This is a genomic window from bacterium (assembly GCA_037143175.1).
GTDB lineage: Bacteria > Verrucomicrobiota > Kiritimatiellia > CAIKKV01 > CAITUY01 > JAABPW01.
Genome location: JBAWZF010000002.1, coordinates 93,457 through 114,570, shown reverse-complemented (window position 1 = coordinate 114,570; position 21,114 = coordinate 93,457). Strand labels below are relative to the sequence as shown.

General features: G+C 51.3%; 21 protein-coding genes. All 21 read left to right on the top strand.

The annotated features are described in order from the left end of the window. Nucleotide 1 precedes the first annotated feature (1 nt). The 21 genes from WCI03_01535 to WCI03_01435 all read left to right on the top strand — a co-directional run bounded on the left by WCI03_01535 (nucleotide 2) and on the right by WCI03_01435 (nucleotide 21,103). Entirely contained in the window at nucleotides 2–691 is a 690-nt protein-coding gene (locus WCI03_01535) for a response regulator transcription factor (GenBank protein MEI8138529.1), read from the top strand. Next, entirely contained in the window at nucleotides 688–2,163 is a 1,476-nt protein-coding gene (locus WCI03_01530) for a hypothetical protein (GenBank protein MEI8138528.1), read from the top strand. The genes WCI03_01535 and WCI03_01530 overlap by 4 nt, the downstream gene beginning before the upstream one ends. A gap of 63 nt (nucleotides 2,164–2,226) precedes the next feature. Next, the gene (locus tag WCI03_01525; protein ID MEI8138527.1) at nucleotides 2,227–3,528 is read left to right on the top strand and encodes an ATP-binding protein; all 1,302 of its coding nucleotides are present in this window, start codon (nucleotides 2,227–2,229) and stop codon (nucleotides 3,526–3,528) included. 141 nt (nucleotides 3,529–3,669) lie between these two features. Beyond that, complete coding sequence (locus WCI03_01520; protein MEI8138526.1) at nucleotides 3,670–4,026, top strand: hypothetical protein; 357 nt, start codon at nucleotides 3,670–3,672, stop codon at nucleotides 4,024–4,026. Nucleotides 4,027–4,146: 120 nt separating this feature from the next. After that, complete coding sequence (locus tag WCI03_01515) at nucleotides 4,147–5,493, top strand: hypothetical protein (protein ID MEI8138525.1); 1,347 nt, start codon at nucleotides 4,147–4,149, stop codon at nucleotides 5,491–5,493. Nucleotides 5,494–5,514: 21 nt separating this feature from the next. Next, complete coding sequence (locus WCI03_01510) at nucleotides 5,515–6,987, top strand: F0F1 ATP synthase subunit alpha (GenBank protein MEI8138524.1); 1,473 nt, start codon at nucleotides 5,515–5,517, stop codon at nucleotides 6,985–6,987. Next, complete coding sequence (locus WCI03_01505) at nucleotides 6,944–8,422, top strand: F0F1 ATP synthase subunit alpha (GenBank protein ID MEI8138523.1); 1,479 nt, start codon at nucleotides 6,944–6,946, stop codon at nucleotides 8,420–8,422. The genes WCI03_01510 and WCI03_01505 overlap by 44 nt, the downstream gene beginning before the upstream one ends. A gap of 2 nt (nucleotides 8,423–8,424) precedes the next feature. Next, the gene (locus WCI03_01500; protein ID MEI8138522.1) at nucleotides 8,425–8,700 is read left to right on the top strand and encodes a hypothetical protein; all 276 of its coding nucleotides are present in this window, start codon (nucleotides 8,425–8,427) and stop codon (nucleotides 8,698–8,700) included. 3 nt (nucleotides 8,701–8,703) lie between these two features. Beyond that, complete coding sequence (locus WCI03_01495; GenBank protein MEI8138521.1) at nucleotides 8,704–8,916, top strand: ATP synthase F0 subunit C; 213 nt, start codon at nucleotides 8,704–8,706, stop codon at nucleotides 8,914–8,916. Between the two features lie 35 nt (nucleotides 8,917–8,951). Next, the gene (locus WCI03_01490) at nucleotides 8,952–9,683 is read left to right on the top strand and encodes a F0F1 ATP synthase subunit delta (GenBank protein MEI8138520.1); all 732 of its coding nucleotides are present in this window, start codon (nucleotides 8,952–8,954) and stop codon (nucleotides 9,681–9,683) included. Between the two features lie 56 nt (nucleotides 9,684–9,739). After that, a complete protein-coding gene (locus tag WCI03_01485; GenBank protein ID MEI8138519.1) occupies nucleotides 9,740–10,636 on the top strand; it encodes a F0F1 ATP synthase subunit gamma in 897 nt (298 codons plus the stop codon). A 3-nt stretch (nucleotides 10,637–10,639) separates the two neighbouring features. Next, a complete protein-coding gene (gene atpD / locus WCI03_01480) occupies nucleotides 10,640–12,040 on the top strand; it encodes a F0F1 ATP synthase subunit beta (protein MEI8138518.1) in 1,401 nt (466 codons plus the stop codon). A 9-nt stretch (nucleotides 12,041–12,049) separates the two neighbouring features. Continuing rightward, a complete protein-coding gene (locus tag WCI03_01475) occupies nucleotides 12,050–13,711 on the top strand; it encodes a GspE/PulE family protein (protein ID MEI8138517.1) in 1,662 nt (553 codons plus the stop codon). Nucleotide 13,712: 1 nt separating this feature from the next. Next, a complete protein-coding gene (locus WCI03_01470) occupies nucleotides 13,713–14,924 on the top strand; it encodes a type II secretion system F family protein (protein ID MEI8138516.1) in 1,212 nt (403 codons plus the stop codon). A gap of 118 nt (nucleotides 14,925–15,042) precedes the next feature. Next, on the top strand, nucleotides 15,043–15,444 hold the full coding sequence (gspG, locus tag WCI03_01465; GenBank protein MEI8138515.1) for a type II secretion system major pseudopilin GspG: 402 nt from the start codon (nucleotides 15,043–15,045) through the stop codon (nucleotides 15,442–15,444). After that, on the top strand, nucleotides 15,422–15,826 hold the full coding sequence (locus WCI03_01460) for a prepilin-type N-terminal cleavage/methylation domain-containing protein (GenBank protein ID MEI8138514.1): 405 nt from the start codon (nucleotides 15,422–15,424) through the stop codon (nucleotides 15,824–15,826). Before gspG ends, WCI03_01460 begins: the two co-directional genes overlap by 23 nt. Beyond that, the gene (locus WCI03_01455) at nucleotides 15,823–16,401 is read left to right on the top strand and encodes a type II secretion system protein (GenBank protein ID MEI8138513.1); all 579 of its coding nucleotides are present in this window, start codon (nucleotides 15,823–15,825) and stop codon (nucleotides 16,399–16,401) included. The genes WCI03_01460 and WCI03_01455 overlap by 4 nt, the downstream gene beginning before the upstream one ends. Further along, nucleotides 16,364–17,380: a hypothetical protein gene (locus WCI03_01450; protein ID MEI8138512.1), complete on the top strand. Its 1,017-nt coding sequence runs from the start codon at nucleotides 16,364–16,366 to the stop codon at nucleotides 17,378–17,380. The genes WCI03_01455 and WCI03_01450 overlap by 38 nt, the downstream gene beginning before the upstream one ends. Next, entirely contained in the window at nucleotides 17,370–18,809 is a 1,440-nt protein-coding gene (pilM, locus tag WCI03_01445) for a pilus assembly protein PilM (protein ID MEI8138511.1), read from the top strand. Before WCI03_01450 ends, pilM begins: the two co-directional genes overlap by 11 nt. Continuing rightward, nucleotides 18,806–19,351 (top strand): GspMb/PilO family protein, encoded by a 546-nt coding sequence (locus WCI03_01440; GenBank protein ID MEI8138510.1) that lies wholly within the window; start codon nucleotides 18,806–18,808, stop codon nucleotides 19,349–19,351. The genes pilM and WCI03_01440 overlap by 4 nt, the downstream gene beginning before the upstream one ends. A 117-nt stretch (nucleotides 19,352–19,468) precedes the next feature. After that, nucleotides 19,469–21,103: a hypothetical protein gene (locus WCI03_01435; protein ID MEI8138509.1), complete on the top strand. Its 1,635-nt coding sequence runs from the start codon at nucleotides 19,469–19,471 to the stop codon at nucleotides 21,101–21,103. Nucleotides 21,104–21,114 lie beyond the last annotated feature (11 nt).

Here is a 21,114-nt window from a genome sequence, read left to right as displayed (position 1 = left end):
AATGAAACGACAATATTCCGTATTGATTATTGAGGATGACGAGTCGTTGATGCTGGGGTTGGAGGAAAATTTAAATGTGGCCGGGTATCGCGTGATGACCGCTGCCAGCGGTGGTGCGGGTCTCAAACTCGCCATTGACCGCAAGCCCGACCTGATTTTACTCGATCTCAACCTGCCTGATCTCGGTGGCTATGAGATCTGCAAAAATCTGAGGGAGCAGCGTAACCCGGCGGCCATCATCATGTTGACAGCTCGTAAAGAGGAGTCGGATAAATTACGTGGCTTTGAATTGGGCGCAGACGATTATGTGACAAAGCCCTTTAGTGTGAAAGAGTTGCTGGCGCGGGTGAATGCCATCCTGATGCGGGCTGACCGCAAAGTTGAAAAAGGAGTCCAATTCAGGTTTGGGGATTTTGTATTGGATATGGATACACGTGCTTTGACTACAAAAGGAAAAAACGTTGAGCTGACGCGTACGGAATTTGACTTGCTGGCGTATATGCTGGCCAATGAAGGCAAGTCACTGTCCCGTGAGACGTTATTGCGGGATGTGTGGGGTACGGAATATTACGGGACGCAGCGGTCGCTGGATACTTTTGTGGCGATGCTACGTTCGAAAATCGAAAAAAAATCAAATGCCCCGAGGCACATTCTGACCGTACATGGGGTGGGCTATAAGTTCTTTTTATGATTTCCTTGATCTATACGCCTGATTTGCTCACGGCTCACACGAGGTTCGCCCTCCAGGTGAATCGCTCGATTCATGGGCTTGTCGTCGTGCTCTTGCTTTGCGGGTTTTCTTCCTTTGCTGAGACTAATGCGTCTCTTGCTTTGCGTTATGCGCGGCTCTATGAGCGGGAGCTACTAGGCGAGCAGTCGGGATTGGTTCAGGACTATCGTGCGTTATACGCTTCTGCCCGGGGAGTGGACACAGAGCTTGCTGAAAAGAGCTTGTACCGAATTGGGGTGTGCGAAAAGAAGTTGGGGCGGATGGCGCAAGCTCGTGCTGCATGGCGAGAACTTGCAGACACATTCCCCTTAAATGATCCCGTTGTATCGACTGCCCGAGACCTGCTTAAGGCGCTGGAATGGGAAATGGATAAGGTTCTAATTTCGGGGGTTGTGCGCGTGCCTGCGGTGGAAGCCGGTGGATTGCCGGCTGGCAGGAGTATTGTTTTCGCCGGTGAATGGGGTAATGAGCCCCCTGTATTAACGGGTGTGGATGGTGCTTTCAACATAGGGCGGCGAGCGGCTGGATCTTTGCCGGATGGGCGCAGTTATGGCCTCATTTATGTGGAACATGCTACGTCATCACTTATTGGGGCGGATGTATGGATTGGGTCCAGTACAACGGGCCTGACGGTTTCATTGTCTGTGCCGGTCACCTTGGTGGGGTGGGTGGTTGATCGATCTGGCAGTCCCGTTGCCGGGGCGCGGATTCGTGTTACCGGATTCAAAATGGTGGCTGCAGCTTCTTCAGCCTCAAGGTATCCTGTGCCTTTGCCGGTAGACCGACTTATCCCTCCCATCTATTCTGGCACGAATGGCACGTTTGTCGCGGAGAGGCTTCCCGCAGGATTGCGTTATGAGCTGGCTCCCGAAAAGCCCGACTATCGTGTGGTTCTGAAAAGTGATGTCATTGGTTTTCAAGGTGCCAACAGCGTAATAACCGGATATGCGAACAACTTATCAACTCAACAACTCAGCAATTTGTATGAAAATATCACCTGGCTCAGAGGAAACTTGGCAATGGGGGCACCGTTTCGCTGGGATGAATTTCGGGGGCGTGTTGTGGTATTCCATTTTGGTTCTGTTTATGGGGAGGCCTCTTTACGGTCGCAATATCCGGACGAGGGCGGGGTGTTGTCCCGCTTGGTAGAGCTATATGGGGGACGTGGCTGTCTGTGTTTGTGGGTGCTGCCGGAGGGCGAAGGAAAGGGTGAAGCCGCTCAGATGGCTTTGGGGCTTTATCCGGATTTGCCAGTGGGGGTGATGGGGGAAGAAAGTCGAGAGATGAGCGTCGAAAAGCAGGAGTCGGGAAAATGGGATTGGGCGAGAGTAAGCGGAAACGTGGTGGTAGGGCGCGATGGGCGCATTCAGGCTGTCTGTTCTGACCAGCAGGTGTTTAAGGCGGCAAAAAAGGCCCTTGAGGAGTTTTTTTAATTATCCCTTATTGAGGGATAAAACTTCTTGTTATTGGGTCTTATAATAGGATAATTTTAAAACATGAGGGCTGTGTTCGAAAATCTTATTGATGACTTTTATGACCGACCGTTGCCCACATTAGTGCATCGTGAGAGGGCTATTACAGTTCTGCCGGGCAAGGCATCGGTGGTATTGGGAATGAGGCGGAGCGGCAAGACCTGTCTGTGTTATCAGTATATGACTGAACTAATGGCAGCTGGTACCCCAAAGGATCGGCTGCTTTATCTGAATTTCGAGGATGATCGGCTGCTGCCGATGAAAATTGAGGATATGGATGGAATCCTTGCGGCCTATTTCAGGCGTTATCCTGAAAACAAGGAGCATTCTTGCACGTTCTTTTTTGATGAAATTCAGGCAGTACCGGGATGGGAGCATTTTGTGCGTCGTCTTCTGGACACCGAAAACATCACGGTGGTTGTTACAGGCTCCTCATCGCGTATGCTCAGCCGTGAAATTGCGACATGCCTGCGGGGTCGTTCTTATGCTACGGAGGTTTTCCCCTATTCGTTCAGGGAATTTCTCAGCTGTCATCATGGGGAGGATGTAGAGTTGAATAGTCCACGCTGGGGTGCGTCGCGACGCGCCCGGGTGCAGCATGCGGCTGAGCAGTATCTTAAACTCGGTGGCTTTCCCGAGGTCCAATATTTTGCGGATGAGCAACGCCGGCAAGTGGTACGCAATTATGTGGACGTGGTGTTGCTGAGGGATGTACTTGAGCGGTATGGCGAGACCAATGTGACTGCGCTCCGGGCATTGATTCATCAATGTTTAGCCGCGCCAGCCAACCGTTTCAGTGTCACCAAGTTTTATAACAGTTTAAAAAGTCAGGGTATTGCGTGCTCCAAGAATACCTTGTATGACAATCTGGCCCAACTTGAGGATGCTTATTTGCTGGGGCGAGTGCCGGTATACAGTCGGTCGGCTGCTGTTCGACGTGTCAACCCGGCCAAGATCTATGCAAGTGATGTGGCCCTCCCCTCAGCGTTTAGGCAGCCTGGGGTTGAAGACAGCGGCTATCTTCTTGAGAATATGGTGTGGAGCCATTTGCGGGCGCGGGGGTTGGATTTATCCTATTATCTCTCGGCTGCGGGATTGGAGACTGATTTTGTTTGCCGAAAAGACGATCAGGATGAGGCGCAGTTGATTCAGGTCTGTTGGTCATTACGGGATGAACAGACTCTGGCGCGTGAGGTAAGTTCGCTGAAATCAGCCATGAACGAACTTAAGGTGACTAAAGGCTTGATTGTAACTTGGATGGAGGAGGCAAACCCTTGCGCCGAGATCACGGCGATACCCTTTTGGAAATGGGCGGTGGAGTGTTAGTTTTCAGTTTTATGGAGGACTTATATGATAAATAACTGCGGGCTGTCCCTCGTTTTGATGGCTTGCATTCTGTGAGGTGCATGATTGAATAGCGGAATTAATTGGGTGATATTTTTTGAATGGGGGAAAAGGAGAAATATTATGAGAAAACTGAGCGTACTTGGGGTGGGTATTGTTTTAATGGCAATGGCCGCATGGGTCTGGACGGGGTGCGAGAGTGCCGGTGGAACGGAGGGGATTACATTGTCACCAGACTCCAAAATTATAGGTTCTGGTTCAAGCAATACAACTTCGTCGGTGGTTTTTACCGCTCAGGTCAGTGGGAATCTTGCATTGCCGCTGGAATGGCGTGTGGCAAATTCCGGGTTGGGTAATATTATCAGTGCTTCTGGCAGTAATGCCACTTATCAGGCGAATTCCGGGAAGACGGGAGATAATGTTATTACCGTAAAGGACCAATACGGTAATGAGGGATCAGCTGTAGTGACGCAGCAGTAAAAAGGCTCATTTAGAGCGCTGACCTGTGCCTGATGAAGGGGTGAGGCACTTGTTTCTATTTGCGCGCTTTTTTTATGGGTGATAACATGGCCAACACATCAGGGAGTGAGGGTTAGCCTTATGTTTAATAATCAGGACGCGATCCATGTGCGGGGGGGGCTTCAGGCTCGAATACTGGGTTTATGTCTTCTGGCTTGTTTGATCCTGTCATCGGGTGTTCCAGTCAGTGGAGCGGTGATTACCCTTAAAATTCGCGCGATCAATCCCTCTCAATCGGAAAAACAAAAAGCCATCGCAACGGCGCTTCTGCCCAGTCTTGTCAAACCGGAAAATGTCGAAAACACTCAGGGTTTTGAGTTTGTTTATGATGTGGCCGGTAAAACGTATCGGATCAATAAGGAAGTGGAGCTGAATCCAGCCGAGACCCGTACGTTTGAGGTTGTGATCAAAGATGTTTGGGTCATACCGGAGGACGAGATTCAGAAGTTGGCGTTGCATGCAGGGAAATTGGCTGGCGCATTGAAATCCTCCGACAAAGAGGAAACGGCCGGCCGGCTTCAGGGCGTGATTGATGAGGGTGTAAAAGCCGTAATATCCCGGCAGGCGGCCTATGCTGTAGGAGCGGTTAAACCGCTGGATCATATTCGTGCTTATGAAGCGAATTTGGATGCCATGAGCCGGATCCGAAAAGATGTGGGCGTGCTGGAAAATCTGGTGATTTCCGCGGGGAAAGATCCGGAAATGATTCTTGGGGCACCCAAGAGTTCCCCTGCCGTGGACCGGGATATCAATGACTCAACCAATGCAGTTGTAATCCTGCATATTAAAGTCACTAACACGTCCCCGACTGAAAAGCGCCCGATTCCTGTGCGGCATGAATTTCCTGCGGAAGTACGGGCCACGGATATCATTGATGCGGGCGGTCTGGAGATCGGCGTGGATGCGACGAAGAACGTCTGTTATGCCTACTTGGCTGAAGCACTTGAATTGGAGCCGAAAGGTGAGCGTGTATTCGATGTCAAAATCAAGGATCCCTGGGCCTTGCCGACTGGGAAATTGGCCCGGCTGGAGACACGCATTAAAGAAATTCTCAACATCACTCGTGAAATGGAGACCTATCAGGCGGTGAACGTGCAAGCCCAGGCGATTTTGAAGGATTTGGAAGAGGTGAAAGAGCGGAAGGGGCCGGATGTGGTGAATGACCAGTATGTGGCCTTTGCGCGGCAACAGGTGGCGGATGTGCAGGGAGTTGAGGGGCGTATACGGAGGCTGGAAGAGCTTTTTCAGCCGAGTGAAAAGACGATTAAATCAGGGGTTCCCATGATGGACGTTCCGCGTCCCGATAAACGCACCACTTGGGTGATTATTTACATTATTCTCGGTTTTCTCGGGGTTTTCAGCTTGTTATTTTTCCTGCGTTGGTTCGGCAAGGGAAAAGCCGAAAAAATTGACGGGGCCGGCGGGTAAACATGATCGGGCGTTTAGACTATGGCGATATCATTTAAAATTTCTCCACTCCAGATGAAGGAGTATGGGGTCGTTTCTGAAATCAAGCAGGGGATTGCCCATGTGACAGGATTGACCAACTGCATGAATGGACAGTTGGTGCATTTTGATGGCGGAAGCCAGGGAACCATTGTTGGCTTTGATAATGGGTATGAGCTGGTGATGATTGTAAAAGAAGGCGCCAAGCTCAAACCTGGCGATAAGCTTTTCTCAACTATAGAATCCTGTACCGTGCCGGTTGGCGATCAATTTTTAGGGCGGATGGTCAATGGGTTGGGCGAGCCAATTGATGGCTTGGGGCCCATCAAGGCGGATAGGCGGCAGCCGATTTTTAATCAATCCCCCAGTGTACTTGAACGAACCCCGCTAAAAGAGTCGCTTGAAACTGGGGTGAAGATTCTGGACATGATGAATCCGGTCGGAAAAGGTCAGCGACAGTTGATTCTGGGTGATCGTGTGACGGGGAAAACCACGATTGCCACCGATACCATTCTTAATCAGCGAGGCAAGGGCGTCATCTGTATCTATTGCTGTATCGGCAAGGCCGAGGCCTCGTTGAACAAGGTTCTGGACCTGTTTCGTGAGAATGGGGTCATGGAGTATGGCCTGATTGTGTCGGCGACTGCGGCGTCGGCTGTTGGGCAGCAATATCTTGCCCCCTATGTGGCCGCCAGTTTAGGTGAGTATTTCATGGAGAAGGGGCGCGATGTGTTTGTGGTGTTTGACGACCTTACCAAGCATGCATGGGTGTACCGCCAGATGTCACTGCTTTTGGAGCGATCACCTGGGCGTGATGCCTATCCCGGAGATATTTTCTATCTTCACTCCCAGTTGGTGGAGCGGGCTGGAAAATTGCGACCGGAGCGGGGTTCGGGCTCGATGACATTTTTTCCCATTGTGGAAACGGTACAGGGGGATGTGACCGGGTATATCCCCACCAATATCATTTCCATGACCGATGGTCAGATTTATGTCAGTACGCCTTTGTTTACCGAGGGGTTTAAGCCCGCAATTGATATCGGGTTGTCCGTCTCTCGTATTGGCAGCAAAGTTCAGTGGCCTGCGATGCGGAAACTGGCGGGGATTTTGCGGTTGGAATACATTCAGTATAAGGAGCTTGAAAAACTGACCCGTATCAAAGCCGGGGTCTCGGCGGCAGTCGAAAAACGACTTCAAAAAGGGAAAGTGGTGGCGGAGATTCTTAAGCAGGATAAGAATGCGCCGGTTCCAATCGAGCATCAGGTCATCATTCTCTATGCGCTCGCCAATGGTTTTATGGAAAATCTTAAGCCCGATCAGGTTGGGGCGTATCAGGCCGGGGTATTGGCCAAAATTAAGGCCGAAAGACCGGACTTAATTCAGGACTTGATTCATAAGAAAGATCTCACCGAACAGATTAAGGAGGGGATCCATGAGCAGCTTACCGCGTATGGTGATGGCGCCATTCAAAATTAAGATTTCAGAGACCGGGGTGATCAAGGATATCAAGAAAATGATTGTCCGGATCACTGGGTTGCCCTCCTGTCTGAATGGGCAGTTAGTAGATTTCGGTGATGGCAATAAAGGCATCATCATGGGCTATGACCAGGATGATGTATTGGCGCTCATGCTGGGGAGTGACACCGGCGTCCGGTTAGGGCAATCCGTGGCGGGGAATAGTGAGCCATTCACGATTCCGGTAGGGGAGGCGATGATTGGTCGCATGGTGGATGCGATGGGCGCCCCCTGTGACGGACGTGGCGAGGTGAGTTGCGATGTGAATCGTCCGGTATTTTCCCCTTCGCCTCTGATCACGGAACGAGCCCCGGTTTCAAAAATGTTATTCACCGGCACGCGGGTCATTGATGCCATGGTGCCGATTGGTCTGGGCCAGCGGCAATTGATCATGGGGGATCGCATGACGGGCAAGACAAGCATTGCGACCGATGCCATCCTCAGCCAGCGTGGGCGTGATGTGGTCTGTATTTACTGTTGCATCGGGAAAGCCCTGGTATCCCTGGAAAAAGTGCTGACCGTCTTGTCCGAGAAAGAAGCGCTCCCCTACACCATTATCGTTGCCGCCACTGATAGTGCCACGGCGGGCGAGCAGTACATTGTGCCCTTTACTGCCGCCACCATCGGCGATTATCTGATGCGGCAGGGCAAGGATGTGCTCGTGGTGTTTGATGATCTTACCAAACATGCCTGGGCCTATCGCCAGATTTCCCTGCTTTTGGAGCGCCCCCCCGGCAGAGAGGCGTATCCCGGTGATATCTTTTATGTCCAGACCCAACTGATGGAGCGGGCGGGAAAATTGAATGAGGAGAATGGCAGTGGCTCCATGACGTTCCTGGGTTTGGCGGATACCCTGCAGGGGGATTTGACTGGTTATATTCCCTCCAATCTGATCTCCATTTGTGATGGTTTGGTGAGCCTCAACTCCAGTATGTTCGGTGAGGGGACGAGGCCGGCTGTTGACTTCAAACTCTCCCTCTCGATTGTTGGTGGGCGGGCACAGCCATTGATTCTGCGGGAATTGAGTGGCGGACTCCGAAGAGGTTTCCTGGAGTACATCGAGGTGGCGCGTCTGAGTAAGTTGCAGTCTGGTATGTCACGCGAGGCGGAAGCCATTATGAAGCGGGGGCAGGTGATGATGGTGATGTTCCAGCAGCCTCAATATCAGCCGGCCAGCCTGCTTGAAGAGGTGTTATTGCTCTATGGATTGCGGATGGGGGTGCTCGATAACTTGGATCCAAATGAATGGGTCAGGTTCCGTGGGGGGATTGAAGCTTTTGTCAAAAATAATGACCCGCAGCTTGAACGTGAAATGGAGGCATCGCCTCGTTTGACGATTGAATTTGAGCGACGTATGACAACGGCGATTCATGGTTTTTTTGATGCCAAAGGATAGACATGGCGGCAACTTTCGCGCTGAAAATATTAAATCCGAAGCATGTTGTCTTCGAGGGGAAAGTAAGCAGCGTGTTCCTACCCGGCGACGCAGGCGAGTTTGAGATACTGGCTTATCATGTGCCGATAGTCAGTCTCTTGAAAGAGGGAGATATTGTAGTGGACTGGAAGAGCCGTATACCGATTAAAAAAGGTATGATAAGGTTCTTGAACGAAGAGTGTGTGATTCTGCTGGAGGAGCGGAATCCAAAGAAAGTTGAAAAGAAGGCGGACAACTAAGCGATGCGGAATTTCGTTATTTTTCTGGTTATTTTTCTGGTAGTACTGGGGCCTTCGGCGGTAATCGCCACCATAGGGTATGCCAGTATTCGCGCACTGGGGCGTAATCCCTCGGCCGCCCAGAAAATATTGCAGGCAATGATTATTTCGCTGGTGTTCGCCGAAGCAATAGCCGTGATCGCGCTTCTGGTACTGTTCCAGTTATTCGGGCGCTGAACGACGGGTGAGGACTTGGGTGGAAAGGGTTTAATATGAGAATGATGGTGTATTTGATCATCGCACAGTTAGCGGTTTTTGTGGTTTTGGTGATAGGGCTCAAGCGGTTGCTGATGGGGGATACCCAGTTGGCCGCCACGAAACTCCGTGAAGTTGAGGCGGATCTCGGGCGGAAGGAAGAGGCCGTCCGGAAGCGCATCGAGGATAATGAGGCGGAGTTCCGGCGGAAGAGTGCCGAAGCTCAGGAAGGGTTGACCCGGACGCGGGAAGTCATGGAAAAAGAGGTGTCCCGCACGCGTGATGGCTTGTTGGATGAAGCCCGTAAAGAGCGGGATAAAATTGTGGATGAGGCGAATCGAAGCAAGGAGAAGCTGCGACAGGAGCTTGCCCGGGAAGCGCAGGCGCAGGCAGTTGAGCACGCCCGTCGCGTTTATGAGCTGGTCTTCAGTGAGGAATTGGGACGGAAGCTGGATCACTCCTTTTTAGATGAACTTTTGGTCGCTTTGGATGAGATGGATTCAAGTAGTATTACCATTTCCGCCGCAGCCATTGAGGTGGTGTGCAGTCATCCTCTTGAACCCGCTCATCGTGAAAGACTGCGGGAGATTGTATCCAGAAAATTTGACGTGGCGCTGGAAGTGCGGGAGACGGTCGATCCCACGCTGATTGCGGGGATTAAGATTAAGCTTGGAAGCCTTGAGATTGATGGGAGTCTTCGGAACCGGTTCAACGAGGCAATTGAACAATTGAAGAGCGAGCATGTGTGAGTTCTGTTCCCTCGCCCCTTGAGGGAGAGGGTTAGGGTGAGGGGTGGTTTCGGTCCATGGCGCTATTGAGTCAACTAAGACGGGATCTTCGGTTTAATACTGAGTTCCTTCAATTGATCGTAACGCTGAAAAATATTGCAGCGTCGCAATATCATACCATGGAGCGCGAAAAGGAGCGCTTTTCTGATTTCATGGATCAGTTTGCAGGGTTTTTCCGGGTTGTGGATATGGTTCACGTGGATGCCCCGCTGGTCTCTGTCGCGACTGATGTGATTGGTGTCGTGCTGGTGACGTCTGACTCGGGGTTTATGGGAGGCCTGAATGCCGGTGTGATTGATGCGGGATATGATGTGCAGGGCAACCTCCCGCCTGAAAAAATTAGTTTCATTGTGATCGGGGAAAGAGGCATCGCGAAATTAGCGGAAAAGGGGCGGGAGTTTAAGGCTTTCCCCGGGATTAATCAGGAGACCCGGTTTGAGCAGGCTCTCGAAATTCGTGACTACATTGTGAATGAAGTCAAGGAGAAGCGGATCGGGAAGGTTGTGGTGGTGCATCCCCGCGCCCTTTCTTTCACGCAGCAGACCGTAGATACCGTTCCTATTCTGCCCTGTGGCGAACTGTTTGATAAGAGTTCAGACTCCGAGATTACCCGGCGAACCGGAGTGATGAAACAGATTACGGATGCCCGCAAGGTGACGGTGGAATCCTCGTATCCTGATATGGTCGAATATCTGGCTGGAATGTGGGTGGCTTCGAAGTTGTTTGAAGTATTTGAAGATAGCAAACTGGCGGAATTTGCGGCACGGGCCATGCATCTGGAAGACAGTAGTCAAAAGCTGACGGGGGAACTGAAAAAACTGAAACATCAATGTTTCCGCGCGGCACATGAGCTGGTGGACAAGAGTATGCGTGAGTCGTTTTCGTCACGGAAAAAGAAGAAAAAGGTGGCATAATCTATGAGCACTCAAATTGCAGGAGAATTGAAGAAGGGCCGGGTAGTGGGGGTTCAGGGGCCTATTGTGGATGTCCGGTTTAATCAGATTTCGGATATGCCGGATCTGCATGAGTTGGTCATGGTCAGAACTTTTGATAAACGGGATCTTGCTTTGGAGGTCGCCGAGCATCTGGAGGGCAGTGTGGCTCGCTGTATTGCCTTGTCCTCGACCTTGAATCTCCAGCGGAATGCAGTGGCCACGTCAACGGGCGATGTGTTGCGGGTACCTGTAGGGGAGGCTCTTTTCGGGCGGATTATTAATGTGATGGGGCAGCCCATTGACGGGAAAGGGCCAATTAACGCCACCGAGACGCGACCCATTCACCGGGATGTAAGCAAATTGCGCGTTAATGTCGCCACCCTGGTTGACAATAAACGGGAAGTGATGGAGACCGGGATCAAGATGATCGATCTGCTTTACCCGGTGGTGAAGGGCAGCAAGACCGGGATTCTGGGAGGCGCCGGTTGCGGTAAGAGCGTGGTGATTCAGGAGTTAATTCACAATGTGGCCGCCGAACATGACGGCTGTAGCGTGTTTGCCGGTGTAGGTGAACGTATCCGGGAAGGTAATGAGCTCTATTTTGAATTCGAACATTCCGGTATTCTAAAAAAAGTTATCATGGCTTTCGGTCAGATGGATGAACCGCCAGGTGCCCGTTTTGAGGTGGTTAAAACCGGAATCACGCAGGCGGAATGGCTTCAAGAGCAGGGGAAAAACGTATTACTCTTCATTGATAATGTTTTCCGGTTTGTACAGGCAGGATCGGAAATCTCGACCTTGATGGGGCGTGTGCCATCGGAAACAGGCTACCAACCTACACTCAGTTCGGAGGTCGGCGATATTCACGAACGTATCAAGGCTGGCAGCGGGGGGTCGATCTCTGCCTTTGAAGCCGTCTATGTGCCTGCGGATGATCTGACGGATCCTGCCGTAGTGGCCATTTTCAGCTACCTGGATTCAGTGCTCGTGCTGTCCCGTGATCGGGCGCAACTGGGGCTTTATCCTGCAGTTGATCCCCTGAATTCCTCAAGCTCCAATATGGATTCCGCGATTGTTGGGGAGCGGCATTTTGGCATTGCGCAGGAAGTGGTGCGGATGTTGACTAAATATGATGAACTTCGGCGCATTGTGGCGGTTATCGGTATTGATGAATTGTCGCGAACAGATCGTCTGATCTATGAGCGCGCCCGAAAGCTTCAGAATTATCTGACGCAACCCTGTTTCGTTGCTGAATCCTATACGGGACGCAAAGGCCAGTATGTGCCCACCGAGGTCACGGTCAATGATTGCGCCCGCATTATTGAGGGTGGCTATGACGATCGTGATGAGCGTGAGTTTTATATGATCGGCCGGCTTCCTTAAGGAGAACTCATGGCGCCACAATGGAGTGAATTGCTGGTTGCAGAAAAACTGCTTTCCCCCATTCAAATGGAAGGCGCCATTCGCCTTTCCCGTGAGCGGAATGAACCCCTGATCAGGACGCTGGTGCTTCAGGGGCTGGTGCCGGAAGACAAACTGCTTCGGGTTGTGGCCCGCCAGCAGGGGATTGAATTTATCTCATTGCGGGAAACCCAGCCTGAACCTGCCGCCGTATCTAGCCTGTCCGCCCGGTTGGTGGCGCATTATCGTGTCATGCCTGTGACCTTGATCGGGCAGCGACTGGTGGTGGCCGTGGCGAACCCCTTTGATCAGGCGGCTATCGAGGATATCGAAAGCAGTCATGGATTCCGGGTTGAACGGGTATTGGCCTGTGAAGGCGATATCATGGCCGCCATTCGGATTCATTATGGAGTGGGATCCGAGACGGTGGAACGTATTCTGGCGGGATCCCATGAACAGGGCGCTTCCTCGCAACTTGAGGAGTCTCATGACCTGGAGCACAAGGCGGAGGACGCCTCAGTGATCAAGTTGGTCAATCAGATTCTGCATCAGGCCATTACCGATCGTGCCACGGATATTCATTTTGAGGTCTACCGTGATGATGTGACCCTGAGGAGGCGCATTGATGGGATCCTGTATGATACCCCGGTATCAAGGAATATGGCGGCGTTATATCCGGCCATTATTTCCCGCATCAAACTGATGGCGGGGCTCAATATTGTAGAGCGCAGGTTGCCTCAGGATGGTCGCGCCCGGGTGAACATCGGGTCCCATCAGTTTGACTTGCGTGTATCCGTGGTGCCTTCCGTGCATGGCGAGAATATTGTCATCCGGATCCTTCCCACCTCGATGCTGTTCAGTATGGAGCAGTTGGGGTTGTCGCCGGATCATCTTCATATCTTGACCGATCTGATTCAGTTGCCGCATGGGATTGTGTTTGTGACCGGGCCAACGGGCAGTGGGAAAAGCACGACATTGTATGCGTGTCTGACCCGTCTGAATACAAGAGATCATAAGATTATTACAATTGAAGACCCTGTGGAATATGAGATCAAAGGGATCATGCAGACTCAGGTAAATCCCCGTATCGATCTGACCTTTGCGCGAGCGCTTCGCAGCATGTTGCGGCACGATCCGGATATTATGATGGTGGGCGAAGTCCGGGATCGCGAGACGGCGGAAATCACCATTCAGACGGCCCTGACCGGGCATCTTGTGTTTAGCACCTTGCACACCAATGATGCCGCCAGCGCGGCGATCCGTCTGTTGGATATGGGCGTGGACCCCTATCTTATTGCCTCGACGGTGCGGGCTTTTGTGGCGCAACGTCTGGTGCGCGTGGTGTGTGAACATTGTCGGGAATGGATTGAAGTCCACGGGCGGCGCTGTAGTCGCGGGCGGGGGTGTCCCCAATGCAATGGTACCGGGTATCGGGGGCGGGTTGCCATCAGCGAAATCATGCAGGTGCTGCCGGAAATTCAGGATTTAATTTTGAGACGCGCTACCGCCAGGGATATCCGCCAGCAGGCGGTTGCGTTGGGGATGAAAACCTTGGCGGCCGATGGGTGGGATAAAATTGAGAAGGGGATCACGACGGTGGACGAAGTGACCAGGACGACCTTTGACACCCTGACACACGTTGAGGGCGGGTGAAGTGCCGACCTTTGTCTATAAAGCCAAGCAGGGACCGGATAAAACCGTTGAAGGTGAAGTGTTGGCGGAAAATCGTGCGGCAGCTGTCGCGCGGCTAGAACGGATGGGCTACAGTCCGCTTTCCATCGAAGAACTCGCAGGGCGTCATCAGGTGGCTCCATCGATTCGTGTTCGAAAGATCAAGACTCGCGATATCACGGTCTTTACCCGCCAGCTGGGGGGGCTGTTGCGGGCTGGCGTCCCCATTCTCCGCGCCCTGACGACGATTCAGCAGCAAACAGAGAATGCCGCTTTCCGGGGTGTGGTCATGGAAATTTCCGGTGCTGTCAGGGATGGACGGACGTTTTCAGAAAGTCTGGGGCGGTATCCACTTTTGTTTTCTGAGTTGTTTGTCAATATGGTTCGCTCCGGTGAATCTGCCGGAATGCTGGATGAAATATTGATGCGTCTCGCGGAGGCGAGGGAGAGTGATGATGAGCTTCGTTCGCGGGTGATCTCGGCCATTGCGTATCCCGCACTGGTGCTTTCCGTGGGGGTGCTTAGTGTCTTCGTCATTTTAACTTTTTTCCTTCCTCGTATCATGCACCTTTTTGAGGGATCCTCTGTGGTGTTGCCATGGCCTACCCGAGTCGTGATGAGTGTGAGTACAGTATGCTCTAGCTATTGGGGTATTCTGGTGGTCATGGGGGGGATCATAATCTTGATGTTGGGTCGCTATTTCAAGACAGAGGCCGGGCGGATGGCTTTAGATGGGGCTTTGCTGAAAATGCCGGTGATGGGGGCATTTGCGCGAGATACTGATATTGTCAGGTTTGCACGAACCCTGTCACTTCTGGTCAAGGCGGGGATATCAGTTGACCGGGCGTTAACGTTAGCCGGGAATACGTTGGTGAATGGGCACTTGAGGTCGGCGGTACTGGCGGCGGCGGATGAAACGGTGCATCAGGGGGCCACGGTGGCGGCCGGGTTCAAACGACGAAGCGAAATTCCTGAATTTGTCACCAATATGGTGGCTGTTGGCGAGGAAAGCGGGAGACTGGACGAGGCTTTATTGGAAGTGGCCGCATTCTATCAGCGCGAATTGGATCGTGATCTCCGGCAGGTTACCACGCTTTTGGAGCCAGCGTTGATATTATTGGTAGGGGTGGTGGTGGGATTTATAATATTCGCTATGTTGTTGCCAATATTTCAGATCGGGCAAGCGGTTCGGTAGAGGAGAAAAAAGTTGTTCAGTTGTTGGGTTGCTGAGTTGTTAGGGAAACTTAGACGAATGACCCTCCCCCATAACAACTCAGCAACTGGACAACCCGTTTGAAGAAAGAAGGAGAAGCATGAAAAGACAACATCAGAACGGTTTCACTCTGATTGAACTCATGATCGTGGTGATCATTATTGCGGCCTTGGCGGCAATGGTTGCGCCAAATTTAATTGGCCGGAGCGATGAAGCTAAGGCAAAAATTGCCCAAGGGGATTTGTCCAGTTTGGATACCGCGTTGAAACTTTATCGGCTGGATAAAGGTGCTTATCCAACTGGAGAGCAGGGGCTTGAGGTGCTGTTGGCTTCGCCTGGGGCGGGCCGTGAACCCTATTTGGACAAGCCTGCCCTTGATCCTTGGCAGCGAAAATACCAGTACCGGTGCCCTGGGGTGCACAAACCTTTAGGCTATGATTTGTTTTCAGTCGGGGCTGATGGCAAGGAAGGCACGGGAGATGACGTTAAGAATTGGGAATAAAGGGTTTACGTTGATCGAGGTGTTGGTGGCGGCGGTAATTCTTTTCGCTGGTCTGGGGGCCGTCCTGAAAGCCTATAGTTTGGCAGTGGTTGCCATGGAATCAGCTGCGGATAAATTGGCCATTTTTCAGGTAATGCAGGAGAAGACTGCGGAATTGGATTTTCAGGTATCCGGGTCTGATATAACGCAACCTGCCGGGGAGGGGCGTCAAAAGGTGGGGAATTACGAGTATTTGTGGCGGATCCAATCCATTCGTCAGGTGTTGACGCCGCAAGTTTCGATTTTGCGCGCCGTAATCGAGATCTCGCGAGTCAATCGTCCGCAGGGTAGTAGTTGTGTCTGTGAATGGGCGCAATTTCGTGAAAAGGAGCAGGTCAGGTGACGAGAACAAGAGCAGATGGAATGACTCTTCTTGAGCTCTTGATTGCGACGGCTCTGGTGGCTGTGGCGATGTTGGTTGTGGCGCAGGCGTTTGCAGCTGGCATCAGGGTGTGGTCTCGCGCGAGCCAGTTGGCAGGGAATTATGCCGACTCAGTGATTGCCTTGGAGACGTTTCAGAGGGATGTGCGGAACACAATCTCGTGTCGCCTGAATGCCTTTCGCGGGGGTGAAGTCTGGCTGGAGATCCCCTCGCTGATTGTGGGCGCGGGGATTGATGATCAGCCAGGGTTGATCCGATATGATTTTGATGTTGCCGGGCAGAAGTTGGATAGAGTGCTAAAACCTTGTGACGTTCTAGTGCCGGGGGTGATGCGGCGTGAAACGTTGGCGGGCGGTGTCAAAGAAATATCATTTTTATATGCTGAGCGTGGAGAATCTTCTGGATCGGCTCTGGTATGGGGAAGGACGTGGGAGGGCCGGACGAATAACCCTGCGGCTGTGAAGGTGATATGGCGAGGGCAGCAAGGAGAAGAATTATTTGAGTTTGAACGAACAGTATCGTTGCCCTGCAAGTAATCAGGGGAGTGTCCTGATCCTGACGTTGTGGGTGATATTTATGCTGGCTATGCTGGCGGTTGCGGTGGGGGCCCATATTGAGGGGCGACTCGCACTGGCGCGGCGGATTGAGCAGCGGACAGTGGGGTACTGTGCGGCCCGGGTGGGGGTGGAGCGGGGGCTTGCACGTCTGCTTCAGGAAACCAATGGGTGGGATGGGCTTACAGAGCCATGGGCGGATTCGGCGACTGAGTTTTCGAATGGGGTTTCTGGTGCGGGGGTGTTTTCCCTGTCATATAAGGTGGAACGTTCTGATGGCGGGAGTAATGTCGTTTATGGGCTATCTGATGAGCAAAGCAAAATTAATCTCAGGGGGCGGCTTGAACCGATTGTCGCGCTGTTGGAGGTTGCGGGAGGGCTGAGCCACGAAGCTGCGATCCGGGCGGGGGAAGAAATTGATGCGGCACGAACCCCTGCGGCAGATAAATCCCCCTCGATTGGAGCCAAGACTGGCTGGATCGATTCGCATATTGAGCCGGGCCCCTTTAAGTCGATTTACGAGCTTCGTTGGATCAAAGGAGTGACCCCGGAGATATTTGAGAATATCAAGGAGCATATAACTGTTTCAGGGGGATTTCGGGTAAATTTGAATACTGCGGATGCGGTGGTGCTCCAAAGTCTCGGGATGTTGAGTGGAGGGGTGGGAGGGAAGGCGGCGCAAAGTTTAGCAAGGAAGATATTGCAGTTCCGTGAAAGGGGCGGTATTTTCAAGACTTATCAAGGGGCAGGCTTGGTGGCGGCGATAAGTGAGGAAATCAAGTTAACGGATGATGAGAGCCGTTTGCTGTCGGGAATGACTCCCTTTGTGACTGTGGCCTCTGATCATTTCAGTGGCCATGCGGAAGGGTGGCTGGCGAGCGGATCCGCTCATCAGCGACGAAGGGTGGACTTTGTGTGGGATCGCAAAGAACGGAAGTTTGAGTTTTGGCATGAAGACTGATTTAAAAATTCCATTTGGCAAGACCGTGCTGGCAGTGGAGCCAGGGAGTGAGTGGTTCAAGCTGGTTGAGATTAGCCGGAACCGTGACGAAGTCAAAGTCGTGCGGGTGATCGTGAGGCGGGCTGCGGAGGTGGAATCGCTGGCCGGCCCGAATCTTTTGAAAGCACTCGGTATTGGAGAGTTGGCCGGAGAGCCGGTGGTGATCTGTCTTCCACGTCAGGCGGTCAATGTCCGGCTGTTTGATTTGCCCTCCGGGGATCCGCAGGAGATTGCCGATATGGTGGATCTCCAAATTGCGCGCCAAACGCCCTATTCCCGCGATGAAATTGTTTTCGATTATCGTGTGTTCCGGTCGGATAAAGATGGTTATACCCGCGTCATGCTGGTGATTGCGCAAACCGGGATTGTTCGCCAGAAGTATCGTTTTATTGAAGATGCAGGACTGTCTGTGAGTATGGTGACCACCACGACGGATGGCTGGCTGGCGGCGCTGCAGGACGGGAAATTGGCCTTTTCTCAGCGGCTGGCGGGGGCTGCAGCATTTCTGGATGTTGACATGATGTCCAGCGATTTGGTGGTACTGAATCAGGGTGTACCGTTGTTCAGCCGCAGTCTTTCGGTGGGGGCGAGTCAATTATTGGCCGGGGATGAGCCTTCGCGTGATAAAGCTGTGCAGGAAATTTCCATGGCACTCGAAACCTTTCGGAATGAAGTGCCGTCAGTTTCGATTGTGGCCGTGGCATTGGCTGGGACAGCAGGGGGGAATCAATCCTTTGTTAAGCTGTTGACGTCGGTGTTGGGGGTTGAAATCATTCCTGTAACCGGTGCGGGAGCTGACGCTTACGACAAAACTGGGCCTGAGGCCGCAACAGTCGTATTGACGGGTATTATTGGGGCGGCTGCGGCACCGGAGCGGCTGCAGATCAACCTAACTCCTGAGTCTGTTCGGCTACGAAAGTCGGTGATGGTCAAGGCGCGCCAACTAACGATGATGGCCATGCTTATCATGGCGGTTGTTGGCCTCATGTCATTATTTGTGGTGAGTCGCATTAATCGTCAGCAAGTTTGCCTGAACGAATTAAACATTATGATCAGGCAGACAACGGCTGACGCCGATCGAATTGATGCCATGAGCCGAAAAGTAGTTCTTGTTTCTGAGCGCATGGCGATCAGCATGACCCCTGCCCGGGCGCTGGTGGAACTTTTGGGGCTTGCCCCTGAGACTATGGCCTTTACTTCGATTCAGATTTCAGAGGCCTCGCAGCTGGTTTGCCGGGGATCGGCGGAGACGGTTGCCGACACAGTACGGTTGGTAAACTCAATGGAGGTTTCTTTGCTTTTTCAGAACGTTAAAAATACGCGGACGGTTTCCGGAAAAGATCGAACTGAGTTTGAGATTGCCTGTGAGTTGGAGAAAAAACGGCCATGATCGCTCTTAAATCAATACTTCCCCGGGGCCGGGATGCCTGGGTTATCGTTGCGGGAATTGTTTGCGTTATTCTTCTGTTAGGGGGGATTGCGTTGGGACCCGTTAGAAATAAGTTTCGCGAATTGGAAAATGATATCGTAGCCCAGGAGAAGACGCTCGCAAGAAACTTGAGGATTCTTTCACCTAATGCGCGGAAAGCGGTGGAGAATGAGTATCAGCAATATGGGTTGCGGATCCAGAAAAAGGGGTCTTCGGATGAAGAGAATTCTCAGATGCTGGCTGAGCTTGACCAGCTGGCCGGGCAGAGCAAGTTGACGTTGCTGGCTACAAAACCTCAGAAAACCAAGCCAGATCGAGACTGCGAAACGTATGTCGTTGAGATTGAGGTCGAAGGGGAGATGCCGGTACTAATGGGCTTTGTTTACGGCATCGAAACGTCTGCACAGCTATTGCGAATTGATCGTCTTGTGATTGAATCAAAAGATGGTAAGTCGGCTATCGTGAAAGGGGCGCTAACGGTCTCGAAAATCGTTACGTTATGACCCATTAAAAAAGCTTCAATTACGATTGTCGACGGATACAGTCTGTGGTATAGTGTGTAGTGTTGAGATAAGAAGAGGTTCGCTTTTTAAAGACCATTTATTTCTGGGGGATTAGAAATGAAAAATAAATCAGCGGTTTCCGTTGCAGGTGTATTAGCGTTTCTGTGTGCGGTAGTTGCGGCTAATGCGTATGTGTATGATGGTTTTGATACTCCCGTATCTGCGCCGTCAAATGCGCTCGGATGGTATGGCACGAGTGATGTGATTGTGACGAACAAACCTGCAGGTGGGTTTGGAACTGGATCCCTTTATATCCCAACGCTCAATTCCGTTACTAATACACCGGTTATCACTGTGTCTGACAGAAAAGTCTGGACGGATTTTTACACTGTCCCTCGTCGCTTCATCTCGGAGAGCGGAACTGCGCCAACTGTAGATACCAATGCAACCGCTCAGTTTTTCGTCAATTCTAATGGTTTCTGGGTGACCATTTCTGGAAATGGAACCAATGTTTGCACAAATTCATTTCTTAACGGTATTAAATACCCCACCGTTGATCAATATTCTGTATTCTATCATGTAAGTGTATTGCATGATTATTCAAATACGAATTGGTCATTATTTGTAGATGATGTACCGATTGCTACGAATTTAAGTTTCCTTGCTAGTGGTGTTACGACGCATTCATGGTTTCAGGTTCAAAATTTAGGCGGGAACAGTAATAATGTCTGCTGGTTGGATGATTTTTTGGTGACCAATAGAATGGCTACGACGGGAACAGGGAATAATACGATAACCAATGTTGTCCCTGGAACGACCATACCGGTCGCTGATGCGTTGGCTGGGTTTGGTTCAATGAGTGATCCGCGGCCGACAAATGAAGTGGTCGGCACGGTTGGTGCTACAGTTACTTTGGCATTTGGAGGGGGCGCGAATAATGGCAGGTTCATTGTTTTAGGCACATCGCAATCTTCACTAAGCGGCCTTTCAAGTAATGGTGTTCTTGATGATGAAGGCAACTTCTCTGCGGATCTTGCATCATTCAATGGGGATAGGAAATATTACAAAATCGTAACAGTATCAGATGATAATTTAATAGCCGTAACCAATGACGAAACCTATGCAGCTTTCAAGCAATACACAGATAGAAATAAATATTATGTTATTGGCGCAAACGTTATTTATCAAAATCCTACAAACAGGACAATGGCGGGCGCGATGGGGATGCAATTGAAGTACGGGTTGGGCCTCGATGATTTAATTACAATTATAACAAATGGTGTGAATCTTTGTACCTATAGGCTAGAGGGGGTCGCTCCTTATTCTTGGAACGGTACAGGGGATGAATTGGGGACAAATCAGTGGGCGCAAGGGGTGGGAATGCTATTGAAGAGATCATCATTGGGAGTAGCATCAGCCTCATATTATTTTGGGATTAAGGAGACAAATGCAATAAGTGTAGCCGTTAAAAATGACACGTGGTCCTATTTGTCGTGGCCGTATAACGCAACAAACTTCAGTGGTGATGGGTCAAGTGTTTTAGGATTTACTCCCAGTGAGAACGATTATATTTACATTCAAACTAACGGGAATGCAAATTTCATCCCTGCGAGATTTAAAGACTTTGTTTGGAAAAAGGGCGCAAACACAAATCTTTTGGGTAGTGCTATTTCTCTAACTCTTCAGCCTGGTGATGGGATTATTTATAAATCGAAGGGTGGCGATCGAGTTTTCTCATCTGTAGGTCCTTGATAATATAAGTT